Raw genomic sequence first — 17,320 nt, 5'->3', positions numbered from 1 at the left:
CGGCCCTATCGCAAGCATTGCTGCCGAACGATCTGTGGTGTGCCGACTTCAAGGGCGAGTTCAAGCTCGGTGACGGCCGATACTGTTACCCGCTGACGGTCACCGACCAGATGTCACGCTTCCTGCTCGCCGGCGAGGCCTTCGAATCGACAAAGGAGGTGGGTGTGTTCGAGGCGTTCCGCCGATTGTTTGCCGAACGCGGTCTGCCGGATGCCATCCGCAGCGACAACGGCCTGCCATTCGCCAGTCCCAACGGCCTCTACAATCTGTCGAAGCTGTCGGTCTGGTGGCTGCGGCTCGGCATCGGCCTCGAGCGCATCAGGCCGGGCCATCCGCAAGAGAATGGCCGGCATGAGCGCATGCACCTGACGCTGAAGAAAGAGGCGACGCGTCCACCCGGCAGAAATATCCTACAGCAGCAGGCCCGCTTCGATGCATTCGTCAGCGAATTCAATACCGAACGGCCGCATGAAGCCCTGGCGATGAAGGTGCCGGTCGATCTCTACACGCCATCGGCGCGCCGATATAACGGGCTACCGGAGATCGATTATCCGTTCCACGACCGTGACGCACTGGTGACCAATTGCGGCCGCATCTGCATGCACCGCAAGAAGATCAATATCTCCACCGTGCTGGCCGGACAGAAACTCGGCATCAAGGAAGTCGACGACGGTATTTGGCTCGTCAGCTTCATGCACTATGATCTCGGATATATCGACCTGGAGCAGAGGACCTTGCAAACCATCGACAACCCGTTCGGCACGCGGTTGTCACCCATGTCTTAGACCGTATGTTCGCGGGGTGAGCATGGCCCGCCCCCGCGGTAAGCTAAATTCGGGGGTTGCTCTGGATTGGCCGGAGCCTTGCCCCATGCTTAGCGAGGGCGAACCATGAAAGAGGATAGCGCAATTTTCATTGGCTTGGATACATCCAAGCTGAAGATTTCGGTGGCCATTGCCGATGGAACGCGCAATGGCGTGGTACGGTTTTTCGGCGACATCTCTTCGGAGCCGTCGTCGGTGGCATCGATGGTCAGCAAACTCTCCAAGCGTGGCGCCAGGCTTCACTTTTGCTATGAGGCGGGTCCCACAGGGTACGGACTTTACCGTCAGATTGTCGAACTTGGGCATGACTGCGTGGTCGTAGCGCCATCTCTAGTGCCCAGGCGTGCAGGTGACCGGGTGAAGACAAACCGCCGAGATGCCATGAGTCTGGCGCGCCTGCACCGCGCCGGCGAGCTGACCGCGGTGTGGGTCCCAGATGAAGGCCATGAGGCGATCCGCGATCTGGTGCGGGCTCGCGAGGCGGCCAGCGACACGCTGAAGCAGGCGCGTCAGCAACTTCAGTCTTTCTTGTTGCGTCATGGCCGGATCTATACCGGTCGCAAGCCATGGACGCGCGCCCATGTACGATGGCTGGCGTGCCAGGCCTTCGATCACCCCGCCCACCAAATCCTGTTGGCGGAATATTGCCAGGCCATCGAGGATGCCGGCGTGCGTCTGGACAGGCTGACAAAGCTGGTGGTCGAGACCGCGGCATCCTGGACAATGGCCCCAGTTGTCGCCGCCTATCAGGCCATGCGCGGCGTTGCGTTCATGACCGCGGTCACCTTTGTGGTCGAAATCGGTGATGTCAGGCGCTTTGATAATCCCCGGCAGTTGATGGCGTATCTCGGTCTCGTGCCATCGGAAAGCTCAACCGGCGAACGGGTTAAGCGTGGTAGGATCACCAAGGCGGGCAACCAAAGGGCGCGTCGGGTCCTCATCGAAGGGGCCTGGACATATCGCTTCCCGGCCCGTGTAAGCTCGAGGATCCAGGCGCGGTCGCAGGACCTACCAAAGACCGTTCGCCAGATCGCCTGGAAAGGTCAAGTGAGGCTTTGCACTCGCTATCGTAAGCTGATGGCAGCAGGCAAACCGAAGGTCGTCGCGGTCACCGCCATTGCTCGGGAAATGGCAGCCTTCTTATGGGCGATCGGGCAGGAGGTCGCTCCCACAGTATAGATCTAGAGACAATCGTCGGCGCAATGCCCGACTAGCCAGTCAAGAAGCAAACATTTGCTGTTGAACAAAGATGGGGACAGGACTCCGGTGAGGAACCCTCGTCGTACCTATGTGGCGGATTAATCTATGCCCGATCTTAGACCGAGGCAGCCTCAGACGAACAAACGGAAATGCGGTACCCAACCCGCGCATAAGAGTATGCCAGCCGTCGTCGAAATGCCCTGTCTCCTACCTTGTTCACCAGCTTTACGCATGTGATTCCGTTGTCAAAGCCGGAAAGGCAAATTCATGACTCAGGAGCTTGCAAACGAACATAAGAGGTACGTTTTGTTACCTATGTCTCCGGGCTGGACATGATTGTAATGGCGGAGAGGAAGGGATTCGAACCCTCGATACGCTTTTGACGTATACTCCCTTAGCAGGGGAGCGCCTTCGACCACTCGGCCACCTCTCCGGTGGGAGCCTGATAGAGTCATTCGACAGGTGACGCAAGCGCTTTTTCGGCTTTTTCACCTGATGCTGAGGCCAGCGGCCTCAGCTCAATAGCTGCTTGAGATCGGCAGATGCGTCCTCAATGATCGCCCTGTCGGGATTGATCCCCGATTCCAGCATCTTCTTGCCACTGACATAGGCCTTGGCGTCATTGATCGCATCGACGGCGATGAACGACCCGTTCTTGAAATACCAAATGGAATGCGCGCCGTCGCGCGCGCCTGGGCGCAGAATTGTGTCGTCATAGCCCATATTGAAGCCGGCGATCTGCAGCTTCACATCATACTGGTCCGACCAGAACCAGGGTTTGGGATCATATGCTTCGTTCCCGCCGGCAATGATGGCGGCAACAGCCTCCGCCTGATCGACGGCGTTCTGCACCGATTCGAGACGGATGCGTCCACCTTGCCACGGCAGGACCGCGCAATCGCCGGCAGCAAAAATCGACGGATCGGACGTGCGGGCGAATTCGTCCACAATGATTCCGTTCGCGACCTCGAGACCGGCCTCCTTGGCAAGCTGGTCGTTCGGGACGACCCCAATGCCGACGATGACGAAGTCGACCTCGATCGTAGAGCCGTCGGAGAGTTCGGCAGCGACCACTCTGCCTTCGTGGCCGACTAGATGCTTCAGTCCGGTCTTCTCACGGATGACGACATCATGCGCTTCATGAATCACCCGCATGATATCGGCCGTCTCCTTGGCGGCGACGCGCTGGAGGATTCGGTCGGCCATTTCGATTACCGTGACCTCGAGGCCGCGGTGACGGGCGACGGCCGCAGCCTCGAGTCCGATATAGCCTCCTCCTATGATAAGGACTCGGCGACCCGGCCGCATCTCGTCAGCCAAGAGGTCGGCATCGCGCTTGTCGCGCGCTACATAGACGCCTTCGAGTTCTCCACCGATCGATGCCGGCAGCGCACGCGGCGTCGATCCGGTCGTCAGTGCCAGCGTGCCATAATCCAACGCCGAGCCGTCTTGGAGGAGGACCTGCTTCTTATCGCGCACGATCTGTTCCGCCCAGGTCGAAAGCCTGATCTCAACATCGTTGTCCGCGTACCAGTGCTCCGGTCGGAACAGCAGGCGATCGAACGCCATCTCACCGAGCAGATACTTCTTTGTGAGCGGTGGCCGCTGATAGGGAAGCGCGTCTTCCGCACCGATGATGGTGATTGGGCGTGTATCCTTGAGTGCACGCAATTTCGCGGCCAATGCAAAGCCCGCCTGCCCCGCGCCGATGATCACCAGTCTGTCCGTCACGTTCTCACTCCCAGCATACAGCCGCGCGTTTCAGCAAAGGCCTACCCCCTGCCTCCAGCGTCGTCAACCTGAAGCGGATCGGCCTATGCGATCTCGATCCAGCGGCGCTCGTGGAATGACTGTGCCATGGCGTGAACAGACTTCTCTATCCTAAGACCGTCTTCGAATGTCACGATCGACGACGGCTCACCGGAAATTGCGCGGATCAGTTCGCGGCATTCGATAATTTTGAGATCGTTGAAACCGAGCCCGTGCCCGGGGGCCGGAATGAAGCGGTCGTAGGGCAGATGCGCCGGGCCGGCCAGTATCTTGCGAAAGCCCTGTTCTGAGCCGCGGCCTTCCGCCTGATAGAGTTCGAATTCGTTCATGCGCTCCTGATCGTATGCGATCGAGCCCTTCGAGCCGAAGATCTGCAGCGCGATTCGCCCTTTACGCCCCCAGGCGGCGCGGTTTGCCATCAGCACCGCAGAGATTCCACGGCCCACACGCATCAGAACGTTGGCCGCGTCGTGATTCTCGACATCGCGGCGACCGCCTTCCTTCAGCGGCCGGCTACCGTAGGGCTTCACCATGTCAGTGATAACAGCCTCAACGTGGCCGAACAGATACCAAAGCAGCGACAGAGGATGCACGGCGAAATCGTCCAGCGCCCCGTAACCGGCGGAAAGCTCGCTCTTCCAATAGAAGAAAGCATCGGGATCGGCCATGAAGTCCTCGTCCATCTCGACACGGATATGATTGACCGCACCGATCGCTCCTTCCGCGATCAAGGCCTTGATATGCCGCATGACGGGATTCTGGATATAATTGTAGCCGAGAACGGCGACCTTGCCCGCGGCTCTTGCGGTGTTCAGCATCCGCTCGGCATCAGCGTATGCTGGCGCCATCGGTTTCTCGCACCAGACATGCTTACCGGCTTCGAGCGCAGCAATCGCCATTTCGGCGTGGAACTGGTTCGGCGTGGTGACCGACACGACATCGACTTCGGGATCGGCGATCAAGGTGCGCCAATCGGCTGTTGCCTTCTCGAAGCCAAATTCGGAGGCGCGCTTATCGGCAAGGTCGGCATTGGCTTCCGCCAGATGGACCAGGCGCGGGCGTTCGACATCGCCGAATACGGTCTTTACCGCATTCCATGCGAGAGCATGGCATTTGCCCATATAGCCGGTGCCAATCAGACCGATTCCCAGTGATTTCATCGTATCTCCTCCAGATGCCGGCCAGATTTTTGGAATATTTAGATCATTTTGACAAGCGGCCCTTCCGCATATCTTTGCTGCGGTGACCTCGAAAACTGTTCAAAACACTTGGATTTCAATGCAATAAAAACAATTGGGCTCGCGCATGAAAATCATCTATGCTCGTAATTATGGAATGTTTATTTCGTTCAATGGACAGCGTGCATGGACAGTGACAGCAAAACGCCCACCAGGGTTCCGCGCGACTTCGAGAGCCTGCGCAGCATCATCATCGAACGGAAAGCAACCATGCCGAAGCGACTTGCGCAGGTCGCAGCTTTCGCACTCGCTAACCCCGACGAAATCGCCTTCGGCACGACGGCCAGCATCGCTGCGGCATCCGACGTGCAGCCGTCGACCCTGGTGCGCCTGGCACACCACCTCGGCTACGAGGGCTTCTCCGACCTTCAGAGCATTTTTCGCGAGCGCCTGCGCGATCGCACGCTGACATATGAAGAGCGCTTGGTGACGCTGGAGCAGGCAAGCGGCGAGGACGAGGACGAGGACGCCAACCTGCTTTCCGGCTTCATTTCGGCCGCGAGCCAATCGGTCAACCGGCTGGCGGCCACCGTGCAGACGGATACCTTTGCCAAGGCCGTCGACATTCTCGCGGCTGCCGAGACGATCTATCTGATCGCCAAGCGACGCTCCTATCCGCTGACCGCGCATATGACTTATGCCTTCTCGAAGCTGAATATCCGCCACCAGATTGTCGCGTCGCCGAACGGCGTCGATCCGGAAATGGTGCAATTCGCGACGCAGAATGATGCGGCAATCGCAGCGAGCTTCTCTCCCTATGCCGCTGACAGCCTGAGCCAGGCCGAAGCGCTGGCGGATCGGGGCGTGCCAGTCGTTGCAATCACCGATTCGGCTTTTTCACCGCTTGCCGCCCGTGCCACTTGCTGGTTCGAGGTAGCGGAGGCGGATTTTGCCGGTTTTCGTTCACTCTCGGCCTCGATGGCCCTGACGATGGCGCTCCCGGTCGCCATCGCCGAGCGGCGGCGCAAACGAACGCAGGCAAAATCGACAAAATGAAAAATGGAACAAACATTCCGAATTGACAAAAATACGGAACCGATGTTTCATTACTCGCAATCAGCAGGCGCCAAGCCGTAGCTAAAATCTAGCGGGAGGACATGATGGCACAACCGAACCCGGGCTCACAGCCGGAACCGTCGCTTGACGTGATCACGATCGGACGCTCATCGGTCGACCTCTACGGGCAGCAGATCGGCTCGCGGCTTGAAGACATCGGCTCCTTTGCCAAATCTGTCGGCGGCTGCCCTGCCAACATCGCTATTGGGACGGCCCGCCTGGGCCTCAGGTCGGGCCTGATCACCCGGGTCGGCGACGAGCAGATGGGCCGCTTCATCATCGAGCAGTCAGCCCGCGAAGGGGTCGAGACGAAAGGCATCAAGACCGATAAGGAACGCCTTACGGCGCTGGTGCTGCTGGCCGTCGAGGCTGAAGGCGTGTCGCCGATGATCTTCTATCGCTCGGACTGCGCCGATATGGCGCTCGACGAGAACGATATCGATGAAGGCTTCATCAAGTCGTCGCGCGCGGTCCTGGTGTCGGGCACGCACTTTTCCCGACCGAACACGGAAGCCGCACAGCGCAAAGCGATCCGCATCGCCAAGGCCAACGGCCGCAAGGTGATCTTCGACATCGACTATCGGCCTAATCTCTGGGGCCTTGCGGGCCACGCCGAAGGATTCGAGCGCTATGTGAAGTCCGATCGCGTCTCCTCCAAGATGAAGGAAACGCTTCCAGACTGCGACTTGATCGTGGGAACCGAAGAGGAAATCCTGATTGCCTCCGGTGCCGATGACGTGCTCGGCGCGCTCAAGGAAATCCGCCGTCTTTCGCCGGCAACGATCGTGCTCAAGCGCGGCGCCATGGGCTGCATCGTCTATGACGGCCCGATCAGCGACAATCTGGAAGATGGCATTGTCGGCGAAGGCTTCCCCATCGAGGTGTTCAACGTGCTCGGTGCCGGCGATGCCTTCATGTCCGGCCTCCTGCGCGGCTGGCTGAAGAACGAGCCGCTGAAAACCTGCGCGACCTGGGCCAACGCCTGCGGCGCCTTCGCCGTCTCCCGCCTGCTCTGCTCGCCGGAATATCCGACCTGGGCCGAACTCGACTTCTTCCTGAAGCATGGCAGTAAGCATCGCGCCTTGCGCAAAGACGAGGCGATCAACCACATCCATTGGGCTTCGACGCGCAAGGGCGACATTCCGCTTCTCATGGCGCTTGCAATCGACCATCGCTCGCAGCTCACCAGCGTCTGCGACGAACTCGGCGTCAATTACAAGAAGATCGTCGCCTTCAAGCGCCTTGCGGTAGAAGCCGCCGCGCGTGTTGCCGGTGGCCGCAACGGCTACGGCATGCTGATCGATGAGCGCTTCGGGCGTGACGCCTTCTTCGATGCGGCGACCAAGAACTTCGCCTGGATCGGCCGGCCGGTGGAACTGCCGGGGTCCAAGCCGCTGCGTTTCGAGTTCAGCCAGGATATCGGATCGCAGCTCGTCGAATGGCCGCTCGATCATTGCATCAAGTGCCTGTGCTTCTACCATCCAGATGATCCGGCAGAACTGAAGACCGAGCAGCAGGAGAAACTGCGCACGCTCTTTGAAGCCGCCCGCAAGGTTGGCCGCGAATTGCTCGTCGAAATCATCGCGAGCAAGAACGGGCCGTTGGCCGACGATACGATCTCGACGGCTATGGAAGAGCTTTACGCGCTCGGCATCAAACCCGACTGGTGGAAGCTCGAGCCGCAGGCTTCGACGGCTGCCTGGAAAAAGATTGAAGCCGTGATCGTCAAGAACGACCCATGGTGCCGCGGGATAGTACTGCTCGGTCTCGAGGCTCCGGCCGACGAGCTGGTGAAAGGCTTCGAGGCGACATTGGCTGCTCCTTCCGTCAAGGGCTTTGCCGTCGGCCGCACGATTTTTGCCGAGGCTGCCCGCGGTTGGCTTTCCGGCAAGTTGAATGATGAAGAAGCGATATCAGACATGGCCGGACGCTTCCGCCAATTGACCGAGGCCTGGTTGAAAACGCGCGGTCTACATTAATTAAAGCATTTGGGAGGTGCCTCATGGGCAAGACTGTACGTTTGACGATGGCTCAGGCCGTTACGCATTTCCTCAAGAAGCAGGTGACGGTCGTCGATGGCAAGAAGATACCGATCTTCGGCGGCGTCTGGGCGATCTTCGGGCATGGCAATGTGGCCGGCATCGGCGAGGCGCTCTACCAGGTGCGTGGCGAACTGCCGACCTATCGCGCCCATAACGAGCAGGGCATGGCGCATGCGGCCATCGCCTATGCGAAGGCGAACTTCCGCCAGCGTTTCATGGCGTGCACGACCTCCATCGGCCCCGGCGCGCTCAATATGGTGACGGCCGCTGGTGTCGCCCACGTCAACCGCATCCCGGTACTCTTCCTGCCTGGCGACGTTTTCGCCAACCGTGCACCGGATCCGGTGCTGCAGCAGATCGAAGATTTCGGCGACGGTACGGTTTCGGCGAACGACGCCTTCCGTTCGGTGTCCCGCTATTTCGACCGCATCACGCGGCCGGAGCAGATCATCTCTGCGCTGAAGCGCGCCATGCAGGTGCTCACCGATCCCTATGATTGCGGCCCGGTCACGCTGTCATTGTGCCAGGACGTGCAGGCTGAAGCCTTCGATTATCCCGAGAGCTTCTTCGAGGAGCGCGTCTGGACCACGCGTCGTCCGCGCCCGGATGCCGACGAGCTGACAAACGCCATCGCTCTCATCAAGAAATCCGAAAGGCCGGTCATCGTCGCCGGCGGCGGTGTCCTCTACTCACAGGCCACGAAGGAACTGACGGCGTTTGCCGAAGAACACCGGATCCCCGTCGTCGTCACGCAGGCTGGCAAGTCGGCGATCGACGAGCGACATCCGCTGGCGCTCGGCTCCGTCGGCGTTACCGGAACATCGGCTGCCAATGCCATCGCAACGGAAACGGACCTGATCATCGCCGTCGGTACGCGCTGCCAGGATTTCACGACAGGTTCCTGGGCGCTCTTCCAGAACGAGCAGCTGAAAATTCTCGGCCTCAACATTGCCGCATACGACGCGGCCAAGCACGACGGCCAGACATTGGTGGCCGATGCCCGCGAAGGGTTGAAGGCTATCTCGAGCGGGCTCGCCGGCTGGAAAGCACCGGCCGCGCTGGCGGAGAGGGCCGAGCGGGAAAAGAAGGTCTGGATGGACGCCGCCGCGAAGGCGATGGCTAGCACCAATGCCGCCCTGCCCTCCGACGCCCAGGTGATCGGCGCCGTTACCCGTTCGATCGACCTTGAAAAGGCAATCGGCCTTTGCGCTGCAGGCGGCCTCCCGGGAGAGATGCACAAGCTTTGGCCGGCGACCGCTCCGGGTAGCTACCATATGGAATACGGCTTCTCCTGCATGGGCTACGAGATTGCGGGCGGCCTTGGCGCCAAGATGGCGCATCCAGAGAAGGAAGTTTTCGTCCTCGTCGGTGACGGGTCCTACATGATGCTGAACTCCGAGCTCGCGACATCGGTCATGCTCGGCCTGAAGCTCAATATCGTCCTGCTCGACAACCGTGGCTATGGCTGCATCAACCGGCTGCAGATGGCGACCGGTGGCGCGAACTTCAACAACCTGCTGAAGGACGCGCATTACGAAGTCATGCCTGAGATCGATTTCAGGGCCCATGCCGAGAGCATGGGCGCGATCGCGGTCAAGGTCGCGTCGATCGCCGAACTCGAGAAGGCGATTGCCGACTCAAAGAAGAACGATCGCACCTCCGTCTTCGTAATCGACACCGATCCGCTGATCACGACGGAAGCCGGCGGCTACTGGTGGGACGTTGCGGTTCCCGAAGTCAGCCCGCGCGAGCAGGTCAACAAGGCGCACGCGGCTTACGTCAAGGCGCGCGCCGCCCAGCGCATCGGCTGATCGACTGATTTCACGGGAAGAGCGGCCCCGCTCTTCCAACAATGCCTTTGAGGAGACTATTGATGAAGGCCAAACTTGGCATGTCGCCGATCGCCTGGTGGAACGACGATCTTCCTGAGCTCAGCGACGACGTATCCCTGGAAGAATGCCTGCGCCAGTCGCGCAGCGCCGGCTTCACCGGCATGGAACAGGGCCGCCGCTTTCCGAACAATCCGGCCGAGATGCTGCCGATCCTGCGCGCCGCCGATGTGACGCTCTGCGGTGGCTGGTTCTCCGGCACGCTCGTTGACGAGGATCTTTCCGCCAATAAGGACCGCATCGCGCCGATGATCGAGCTGTTCAAGGCCGTCAACGCGCCTTGCATCGTCTATGGCGAGGTCGGCCGTTCGATCCAGGGCGATCGTTCCAAGCCGCTCGCGACCAAGCCGCGCCTGTCGGATGACGAGATGAAGGCCTATGCGCGCAAGGTCACGCAGTTCGGCGAATGGTGCGCCGAGCAGGGCATGCCGCTATCCTATCACCACCACATGGCAGCCGTCGTCGAGACCGAGCCGGAACTCGACGCCTTCATGCGCAACTCGGGCGAAGGCATTCCGCTTCTGCTCGATGCCGGTCATCTGGCCTTTGCCGGCGGCGACGTTTTGCGCGCCATCGACAGCCACCACGCTCGCATCAACCACGTGCACGTCAAGGATATCCGCAAGGCCGTCGTTGACGGGCTCGACCGCAGCAAGCAGTCCTTCCTCGACGCGGTGGCGCTCGGCGCGTTTACCGTGCCGGGTGACGGTTCGCTCGATTTCGGCGCAATCGTCCAGAGACTGGCCGATTATGGCTACGAAGGCTGGTTCGTCGTCGAGGCCGAGCAGGATCCGCGAAAGGCGCCCCCGCAGAAGATGGCAGAGATCGGCCATGCCGAACTGATGCGTGTCATGACCGCCGCGGGCTATACCGTGGAAACGGTAGGCTTCCCGAAGGGATAACGTTCTGCCTGCGTAAGAGCATTGATATCGATTGAAGGAAATCAGTTCATGCCGAACCTTCTCGTAAAACCAAGGGGTGACCGCGGCCGAGTCACCCATGTAACGCCGGAAACCGCCGGGTGGACCTATGTCGGCTTCGACTTGCATCGCCTGAAGCCGGGCGAGACCGTGTCGAGCGAGGCCGGCGACCGCGAGGCCTGTCTCGTATGGGTGGCCGGCAAGGGCAAAGCAACCGCCGCAGGAGAGGATTTCGGCTCGGTCGGCGGGCGCATGAGCCCGTTCGAGGGTGCGCCGCATTCGCTCTACGTGCCGGCCGGCTCCAGCTGGTCGGTGACGGCGGAAACCGATCTTGAACTTGCCGTCTGCTCGGCGCCCGGTGGCGGTGACTACAAGGCGAAGCTCATCCCGCCCGGCGTGCATCCGCAATTCCAGCGCGGCAAGGGCTCGAACGTGCGTCTCGTGACCAATATCATGCCCGAGGACGACAACTCCGCCCACTCGCTGCTGGTGGTGGAGGTCATCACGCCGAACGGCAACACCTCCTCCTACCCTTCTCATAAGCACGACCAGGACAATTTGCCGAATGAGAGCCTGCTGGAGGAAACCTACTACCACCGTATGAACCCGCCGCAAGGCTTCGCCTTCCAGCGCGTCTACACCGACGATCGGTCGCTCGATGAGGCAATGGCGGTGGAAAATGGTGACGTGACGCTGGTGCCGAAGGGTTATCACCCCTGCGCCACCGTCCACGGTTACGACCTCTATTATCTCAACGTCATGGCCGGCCCGAAGCGGGTGTGGAAATTCCACAACCAGCCAGAGCATGAATGGCTGCTGAAATAAGTCGATGTAGAATCGCTAACTATGTGACAGCGGGCGAGCCGTGCAGATGGTTCGTTGCCTCCACCGAGACCGAACCGATGGAGGACTACCATGCACGGCTCAAGCACCATTCACAGCCACTTCACTTCTTCGTCCCGGCGGGCCGATGGTCAGACCCGGGCGGAATTCCGGCGCGTAGCGCGGCTTCGGCGGTAATGAGCAGAGACCGCTAAAGAATTCGACAGCGATGGCAATACCCTAAGTGGTCGATCACCTGTTCGGGACCAGTGGCATGCTCGGATATCGACTTGTCCCGTGCAGCGGCGTGCCCAGATCGCCTCAATAAGGGCGAGGCTCATCACGTTGCATCGGTCGCCAGAGTGATTTGCCGCCGGCGAATATATCTGGCCAAACTGCGCAAGCGCTTAGAGTGCGATTTCACCGCCAGCCGGAACCTACCCCGTTGTTTTCAGCCAAGCGGCTCAATCTCATGGTCGTGGCGCCCCGTCCTTGGAGCGCCACGAGTATTTGAGCGCTTACGTGCGCGGCTTCAGATTTTCCGGGTCATAGATCGGCTTGTACCCGACGCCGACCACCTCCACTGGATAACTCTCGGCAAAATACTCGACATTCAGCTTGCGTCCGACTTGGCAATGCGACCAGGGTAAGTAGGCCAAAGCAATATTCTTTCCGACCGTCGGGCCGTAGGCGATCGAGGTCGTGTAGGACCGACGGCCAAGCTCGTCGACCAGAACCTCTCCCGTGGCCGGATCGACGACCGGCAGGTTGCCGACGGGATAACGCTTCACGCCCAATTTGTCGGTATTCTCCGTCATCACAAGCGTACAAAGCACAGCCGGCTGGTGCTCACGCGCCTTGTATTGCAAATGCTTAGCCTTGCCGCGGAAATCGGCTTCCTTGACCTTCGGACGGGCGAGATCGCTTTCGATTAGGTTGTACTGGGTCAGGAGGTCGGCGTTCTGCAGACGTAGGCTCTTTTCCATGCGGCGTGAGTTTGCATAGGTCTCTACGCCGAAGGCCATCACGCCGGTCGAGCGCAGCGCATCCCAGACGACAAGGCCGTCTTCGTATTTCATATGCAATTCCCAGCCCTGCTCACCGACGTATGAGATGCGGAAGGCGGTGACAGACTTGCCTGCGATTTCGATCGGCTTGATCGCCGCAAAGGCGAAGTTTTCCTGTTCGAGCCCGGTCGGATCGGCCACAGCCTTCTTCAGCGTGTCGCGCGCGTTCGGACCCCAAATGCCGATCGTCACGAATTTTTCCGAGACGTCCGTGATGATAACGTCAAGGCCACGGTCTTCGGCGACGCGCTTCATATAGTGCAGGTCGCGTGGGCCGGCATCGGCGCCGTTGACGAGACGGCACCGGTCGGCCATGCGGAAGACGGTGAAGTCAGCGCGCACCATGCCTTCGTCGTCGAGGAAGTGGGTGTAAATGCCCTTGCCAATATTTGCATCGCCGCCGACCTTGGCGGCGCACAGCCATTCCATCAGCTCGACATGGTCAGGTCCCTCGATATCAACCATGTGGAAATGGCTGAGATTGACGATACCGCAATCCTCGCTCATCGCCAGATGCTCGGCATTCGACACGCGCCAGAAATGGCGGCTGTCCCATTCGTTCTCTCGAACCGGGACGCGGTCGGCGTATTTCTCCAGAAGGTGCTCGTTGGCGGCGTAGCCGTGCGCGCGCTCCCAGCCGCCAAGTTCCATAAAGTATCCGCCAAGCTCCTTTTCGCGTTCGTAGAAGGGCGAGCGCTTGACGTTACGGCCGGATGCATAGGGTTCGCGGGTGTGAACAGCCGGGAAATAGATCTTCTGGGCGGCTTCGTAGCAGCGGCCTTCAATGAACTCTTCCGTCAACTGGTGCGGATAGAAGCGGGCGTAATCGATGCTGTTGTGATCGATTTCAGTACGGCCGTCGGTCATCCAGTCGGCGATTAGCTTGCCGTAGCCCGGGCCGTCCTTGACCCAGATGGCAACGCAATACCAGAGACCGCGCACCTTCTGGCTCTCGCCACAGGATGCGCCGCCGGCGGCGGAAACCTGCAGCAGGCCATTGAAGGAGTGACCTTCGTTATAGCCGAGTTCGCCGAGGATCGGCGTCAGCTCCATGGCGCGCTCGAGCGGCTCGATGATCTGTTCCATCTCGAGATCGCGCTGCGAGGGCGAAAGGCGCGCTTCGTGTTTTTCGAGAAGATCGCGCGGATGGCACATGCGCGGATTGGTGGTTTCGTAATAGCCCCACTCGATCTGACCGCCCTCCGTCGTCGCCGGATCGCCGGTGTCACGCATATAGGCGGAGTTGCCCTGGTCGCGCAGCAGCGGGAAGCCAATTTCCTTGCCGGTGCCTTCAAACTCGGTATAGGGACCGAAGAAGGTGAGCGGGTGGTCGACCGGCATAACCGGCAGGTCTTCGCCGACCATCTCGGCGATCAACCGTCCCCAAAGGCCGGCGCAGACGATGACGTGATCGGCCATGATCGTGCCGCGATGGGTGACAACCCCTTTGATGCGTCCGTTCTCGACAATCAGCGACTTGGCCGGCGTATTGCCGAAGACCTGCAGCTTGCCAGCTTTCTCGGCGGCGTCGACCAACTTGCCAGCAACAGTCTGCGAGCGCGGGATGACCAGGCCGGCATCCGGATCATAGAGGCCGCCCATCACCTGATCTTCCTGGATCAACGGGAACTTCTCCTTGATCTCGGAAGGGCTCATATAGTGGGCGCGAGTGCCGAAGGCGCGTGCCGAAGACAGCTTGCGCTTGATTTCTTCCATCCAGGCATGGTCGCCGGTCCGCGCCACTTCGAGGCCGCCGATGCGGGCGTAATGGCCCATCTTCTCGTAGAAATCGATCGAATATTGCGTGGTCCAAACCGACAGATAGTCGTGGCTCGTGGTATAACAGAAGTCCGAGGCATGGGCTGTCGAGCCGATATCGGTCGGGATGCCCGATTTATCGATGCCGACGATATCGTCCCATCCCCGCTCGACGAGATGATGCGCGATGGAGGCGCCGACGATACCGCCGAGCCCGATTATGACGACCTTTGCCTTTTCCGGAAATGCTGCCACGTGCTGTTCCTTCTACTTACTGGACGAATTTAAAATTTGCTTACCCGCGCTCGACTTACGCTTCGCGTATAGAACGCTGCGCGCGTGAAGCCATGTCAGCCTCGCAAGGGTGTCACATTTACCAAAGCTGCGGAACCTCCATACCTCTTCTCGTGAAAGCCGCAACGAGGGCATTATGCATAGGGCTCGTGATCGTCATTGGTCCTACACCGTCTGGTACCGGTGTGATTGCGCCAGCCCGGACTAAGGCTTGAGCCATTCCCCGTTACGATCCTGTCCCAAATGGGACGCCTAACTCGGAGGATCACCACCATGAAGAAGACGAAGTGCGCTGCATGCGACTGCGGACTCGGACCGGATGCGATCAGCGTCAAGCTCGGCGGCAAGATGGTCGAAATATGCTGCGAGGAATGCCCCGAGGCGCTGAAGGAAGCGCAGAACGCGGCAACCGCCGCCGTTGCCACCAGCAAGGACTGAACGCGAAAGCCACCCCTATCAGGCGCAGCTTTCGGCTCTCAAGCGGGCAGCAGGCCGTAGCGCTACCCTGCTTCTTCTGGCGGGGCGCAGAAGCACCCGGCCCCCTAGCGAAACGTGCACAATTCCGCAAACACCGGCGGCATGCACATGCCAATCTCGCCGAAGAGATGTTGCAAAATGACAATCACCCGCGCGGGTTGCACGGGCGATCTGCGCCAAAGCGACAAGATGGCTCAAATATCAAGAACGAGGTGGGGAACACCGTTCGACGTCTTGCGCGGCGATACGCCGCTGCCATCGACCTGCGCATTAATACGCTGACGGAAAGCGGAAAAGCTCTCGAATGTCACGACGTCCACCGGCTCGTCGAAATGAATGGTGATCTTGTAAAACCCGCCTCCCGGCTGACCAGCGAACGCCAGGATCTTGCCGCTGAACGGCTGACCGAGGTAGCGGCCACACACCTGCGAGCCGACGGAAAGCGCCGCGATCGGCTCCCAGTTCGGCCGCGTCGCAAGCGCGGAAAGTGTGTTCCAGTCACGAACGCCATGCTGGTGGGCAACGAGTTCGAGGGCAGCGCTGTGAGAGATCGCAGTGCGGCGCACTTCCATCGCCTGGCGAAGACGCTTGGCCTGCGATTTGAGTTCTTCAATTGTCGGATATGCGGTGGTCACGGATTCAGCCTTTCGGAAGGCATGCCATTTCGACCGTTACAAGGAGCTCGCGTTGCCTGCAGTCAGCATGCACCAAATGGCGGTGACTGAATTTTGCCGAGGACTTCACCATGGACTTCGTCCGCGAGCGGCCGGCGCCTCGAGCCACCTTCGATATGCTTCAGGGGCGGCGGCGTGTCAAGCCGGACCGATCTGTCCTTCCCTGCCCAATAATGAGCCATTCTGCTTTCCAGACGGACATACGATTCGAATTGCAGAGGGATTGTTCAGAAATTGTCAGCAATCTTGCGCTAGTCTCGAAGCGTATAACAAGCGGAGGCTACCATGGCCTTTCAGATGCACCTCGACGCAGAGCACCCGCAGCCAGAGCAGGCTTACCGGGAATTTTCACTTGATCGCCCCGGCAAGATCATCTTCGTCGGCCACCACCTCAGCACCGGAACGCAGGTCCGCTGCCTGATCCGAACGATCACGCTGGCCGGCGCCGTGCTGGAGGTCAACCCGAGCCTCGAGGTCCCTAACCACTTCTTCCTTGAGATTTTGGGTATTCACGACGAGATCGGCGCGACGGTGGTCAAGCGTGAGGGAGATCTGGTAACGATCAGCTTCAACATGCTGATCAATCCGGAGTTCCTGCATCACGTCCTAAGGCTGAATTTCGAGAGCTGAAAAGCGGGTACGAACGGCGAAGGCCGTATCCACATCAACCGCTTGAAGTCTGACTAGGCCACCAGATGTCGTTCGATCTGCTCGACGGGCAAATTGATATAGTCTTTGGGGACCTCCGCCGAAATTGCAGCCTGAACATCTGGGGTCAGATTGCCGCGCAGCGCGCCGAGTGCCCGCGGTGGCGCGACCAGGACGATGCGACGCGCCTGTTTCTCGCGCACCAGCAAGTCCATCTTTGCAGCCACTTGTTTCAGAAACTCCGTTTCGGCCTGCTCGTGCCAATTTGTCTGCTGCATGGCACTGCCACTCAAACCATCTGAGGCATGAGTTCGACCGGGCTTGTCCGAGCCGATGTCCCGATCCGGTTCATTCGGCTGAGACAAGGTTTCCTCCACCTTGAGGTTCAGATATTCCACATCGCCCGCATTTCGCAGGATCAATGCCTTCGCACCATCGCAAACGACCACCCACGATTTTGACGGGACTCTGACATCTGTCATTTTGATTTCCTCGCTCTGCAGTTCTGGAGCATGGGACGCGCCGCCGACAACTAGGCAAACGTGCAAACTCGCAAAGAGTTCGATGAACACTTCGCGACAATTGCGGCACTTGGCGATCCAATCATCATCATCCCGCGCGCAAAGCCAATCTTGTGGCGC

At 59.9% G+C, this 17,320-nt stretch carries 15 protein-coding genes and 1 tRNA gene; 9 read left to right on the top strand and 7 right to left on the bottom strand.

Features of this window, described 5'->3' with window-relative positions:
* The coding region (locus tag ATY80_RS17255) for an integrase core domain-containing protein (RefSeq protein WP_088693599.1) at positions 1–785 on the top strand (785 nt) is incomplete at its 5' end.
* A gap of 105 nt (positions 786–890) precedes the next feature.
* The gene (locus ATY80_RS17250; protein WP_088693595.1) at positions 891–2,003 is read left to right on the top strand and encodes an IS110 family transposase; all 1,113 of its coding nucleotides are present in this window, start codon (positions 891–893) and stop codon (positions 2,001–2,003) included.
* Between the two features lie 363 nt (positions 2,004–2,366).
* On the opposite strand, the gene ATY80_RS17245 is transcribed toward ATY80_RS17250, so the two are convergent.
* From ATY80_RS17245 to ATY80_RS17235, 3 genes are all read right to left on the bottom strand, one after another.
* Positions 2,367–2,457, bottom strand: a tRNA-Ser gene (locus tag ATY80_RS17245).
* 80 nt (positions 2,458–2,537) lie between these two features.
* Positions 2,538–3,755, bottom strand: a complete 1,218-nt coding sequence (locus tag ATY80_RS17240) for an FAD-dependent oxidoreductase (RefSeq protein WP_088693594.1) — start codon at positions 3,753–3,755, stop codon at positions 2,538–2,540.
* A gap of 83 nt (positions 3,756–3,838) precedes the next feature.
* Positions 3,839–4,954 (bottom strand): Gfo/Idh/MocA family oxidoreductase, encoded by a 1,116-nt coding sequence (locus ATY80_RS17235; protein ID WP_088693593.1) that lies wholly within the window; start codon positions 4,952–4,954, stop codon positions 3,839–3,841.
* A gap of 204 nt (positions 4,955–5,158) precedes the next feature.
* Between ATY80_RS17235 and ATY80_RS17230 the strand changes: the two genes are divergently transcribed.
* From ATY80_RS17230 to iolB, 5 genes are all read left to right on the top strand, one after another.
* Positions 5,159–6,028: a MurR/RpiR family transcriptional regulator gene (locus ATY80_RS17230; RefSeq protein ID WP_088693592.1), complete on the top strand. Its 870-nt coding sequence runs from the start codon at positions 5,159–5,161 to the stop codon at positions 6,026–6,028.
* A gap of 104 nt (positions 6,029–6,132) precedes the next feature.
* Positions 6,133–8,067, top strand: coding sequence for a 5-dehydro-2-deoxygluconokinase (gene iolC, locus ATY80_RS17225; RefSeq protein ID WP_088693591.1), 1,935 nt, complete (start codon positions 6,133–6,135; stop codon positions 8,065–8,067).
* 23 nt (positions 8,068–8,090) lie between these two features.
* Positions 8,091–9,941, top strand: a complete 1,851-nt coding sequence (iolD, locus tag ATY80_RS17220) for a 3D-(3,5/4)-trihydroxycyclohexane-1,2-dione acylhydrolase (decyclizing) (RefSeq protein ID WP_088693590.1) — start codon at positions 8,091–8,093, stop codon at positions 9,939–9,941.
* A 62-nt stretch (positions 9,942–10,003) separates the two neighbouring features.
* Positions 10,004–10,921, top strand: a complete 918-nt coding sequence (gene iolE, locus ATY80_RS17215) for a myo-inosose-2 dehydratase (RefSeq protein ID WP_088693589.1) — start codon at positions 10,004–10,006, stop codon at positions 10,919–10,921.
* A gap of 48 nt (positions 10,922–10,969) precedes the next feature.
* Entirely contained in the window at positions 10,970–11,764 is a 795-nt protein-coding gene (gene iolB, locus ATY80_RS17210; RefSeq protein WP_088693588.1) for a 5-deoxy-glucuronate isomerase, read from the top strand.
* Between the two features lie 515 nt (positions 11,765–12,279).
* Here the strand turns inward: iolB and ATY80_RS17205 are convergent.
* Together ATY80_RS17205 and ATY80_RS17200 are read right to left on the bottom strand one after the other, a co-directional pair.
* Complete coding sequence (locus ATY80_RS17205) at positions 12,280–14,841, bottom strand: FAD-dependent oxidoreductase (protein WP_088693587.1); 2,562 nt, start codon at positions 14,839–14,841, stop codon at positions 12,280–12,282.
* Positions 14,842–14,959: 118 nt separating this feature from the next.
* Positions 14,960–15,100 (bottom strand): hypothetical protein, encoded by a 141-nt coding sequence (locus ATY80_RS17200; protein ID WP_088693586.1) that lies wholly within the window; start codon positions 15,098–15,100, stop codon positions 14,960–14,962.
* Positions 15,101–15,153: 53 nt separating this feature from the next.
* Here ATY80_RS17200 and ATY80_RS29010 point away from each other — a divergent pair, with 53 nt between their 5' ends.
* Positions 15,154–15,318: a hypothetical protein gene (locus ATY80_RS29010; RefSeq protein ID WP_189637184.1), complete on the top strand. Its 165-nt coding sequence runs from the start codon at positions 15,154–15,156 to the stop codon at positions 15,316–15,318.
* 233 nt (positions 15,319–15,551) lie between these two features.
* Here ATY80_RS29010 and ATY80_RS17195 read toward each other — a convergent pair whose 3' ends face one another.
* Complete coding sequence (locus ATY80_RS17195; protein WP_088693585.1) at positions 15,552–15,992, bottom strand: glyoxalase superfamily protein; 441 nt, start codon at positions 15,990–15,992, stop codon at positions 15,552–15,554.
* A gap of 336 nt (positions 15,993–16,328) precedes the next feature.
* Here ATY80_RS17195 and ATY80_RS17190 point away from each other — a divergent pair, with 336 nt between their 5' ends.
* Positions 16,329–16,661, top strand: a complete 333-nt coding sequence (locus ATY80_RS17190; RefSeq protein ID WP_088693598.1) for a hypothetical protein — start codon at positions 16,329–16,331, stop codon at positions 16,659–16,661.
* Positions 16,662–16,714: 53 nt separating this feature from the next.
* On the opposite strand, the gene ATY80_RS17185 is transcribed toward ATY80_RS17190, so the two are convergent.
* Complete coding sequence (locus tag ATY80_RS17185; protein ID WP_088693584.1) at positions 16,715–17,161, bottom strand: host attachment family protein; 447 nt, start codon at positions 17,159–17,161, stop codon at positions 16,715–16,717.
* Positions 17,162–17,320 lie beyond the last annotated feature (159 nt).

It is taken from the genome of Rhizobium sp. R711 (assembly GCF_002211365.1).
In the GTDB taxonomy this organism is placed as follows: Bacteria; Pseudomonadota; Alphaproteobacteria; order Rhizobiales; family Rhizobiaceae; genus Rhizobium.
The sequence above is the reverse complement of the archived record's forward strand: the minus strand, read 5'-3'. Positions and strand labels throughout refer to the sequence as shown.

Coding starts and splice junctions, on each gene's coding strand:
- iolE (WP_088693589.1), top strand. CDS start 10,004: ATGAAGGCCAAACTTGGCATGTCGCCGATCGCCTGGTGGAACGACGAT.
- iolB (WP_088693588.1), top strand. CDS start 10,970: ATGCCGAACCTTCTCGTAAAACCAAGGGGTGACCGCGGCCGAGTCACC.
- ATY80_RS17200 (WP_088693586.1), bottom strand. CDS start 15,100: ATGGCTCAAGCCTTAGTCCGGGCTGGCGCAATCACACCGGTACCAGAC.
- ATY80_RS17250 (WP_088693595.1), top strand. CDS start 891: ATGAAAGAGGATAGCGCAATTTTCATTGGCTTGGATACATCCAAGCTG.
- iolC (WP_088693591.1), top strand. CDS start 6,133: ATGGCACAACCGAACCCGGGCTCACAGCCGGAACCGTCGCTTGACGTG.
- ATY80_RS17190 (WP_088693598.1), top strand. CDS start 16,329: ATGCACCTCGACGCAGAGCACCCGCAGCCAGAGCAGGCTTACCGGGAA.
- ATY80_RS17185 (WP_088693584.1), bottom strand. CDS start 17,161: ATGACAGATGTCAGAGTCCCGTCAAAATCGTGGGTGGTCGTTTGCGAT.
- ATY80_RS17235 (WP_088693593.1), bottom strand. CDS start 4,954: ATGAAATCACTGGGAATCGGTCTGATTGGCACCGGCTATATGGGCAAA.
- ATY80_RS29010 (WP_189637184.1), top strand. CDS start 15,154: ATGAAGAAGACGAAGTGCGCTGCATGCGACTGCGGACTCGGACCGGAT.
- iolD (WP_088693590.1), top strand. CDS start 8,091: ATGGGCAAGACTGTACGTTTGACGATGGCTCAGGCCGTTACGCATTTC.
- ATY80_RS17230 (WP_088693592.1), top strand. CDS start 5,159: ATGGACAGTGACAGCAAAACGCCCACCAGGGTTCCGCGCGACTTCGAG.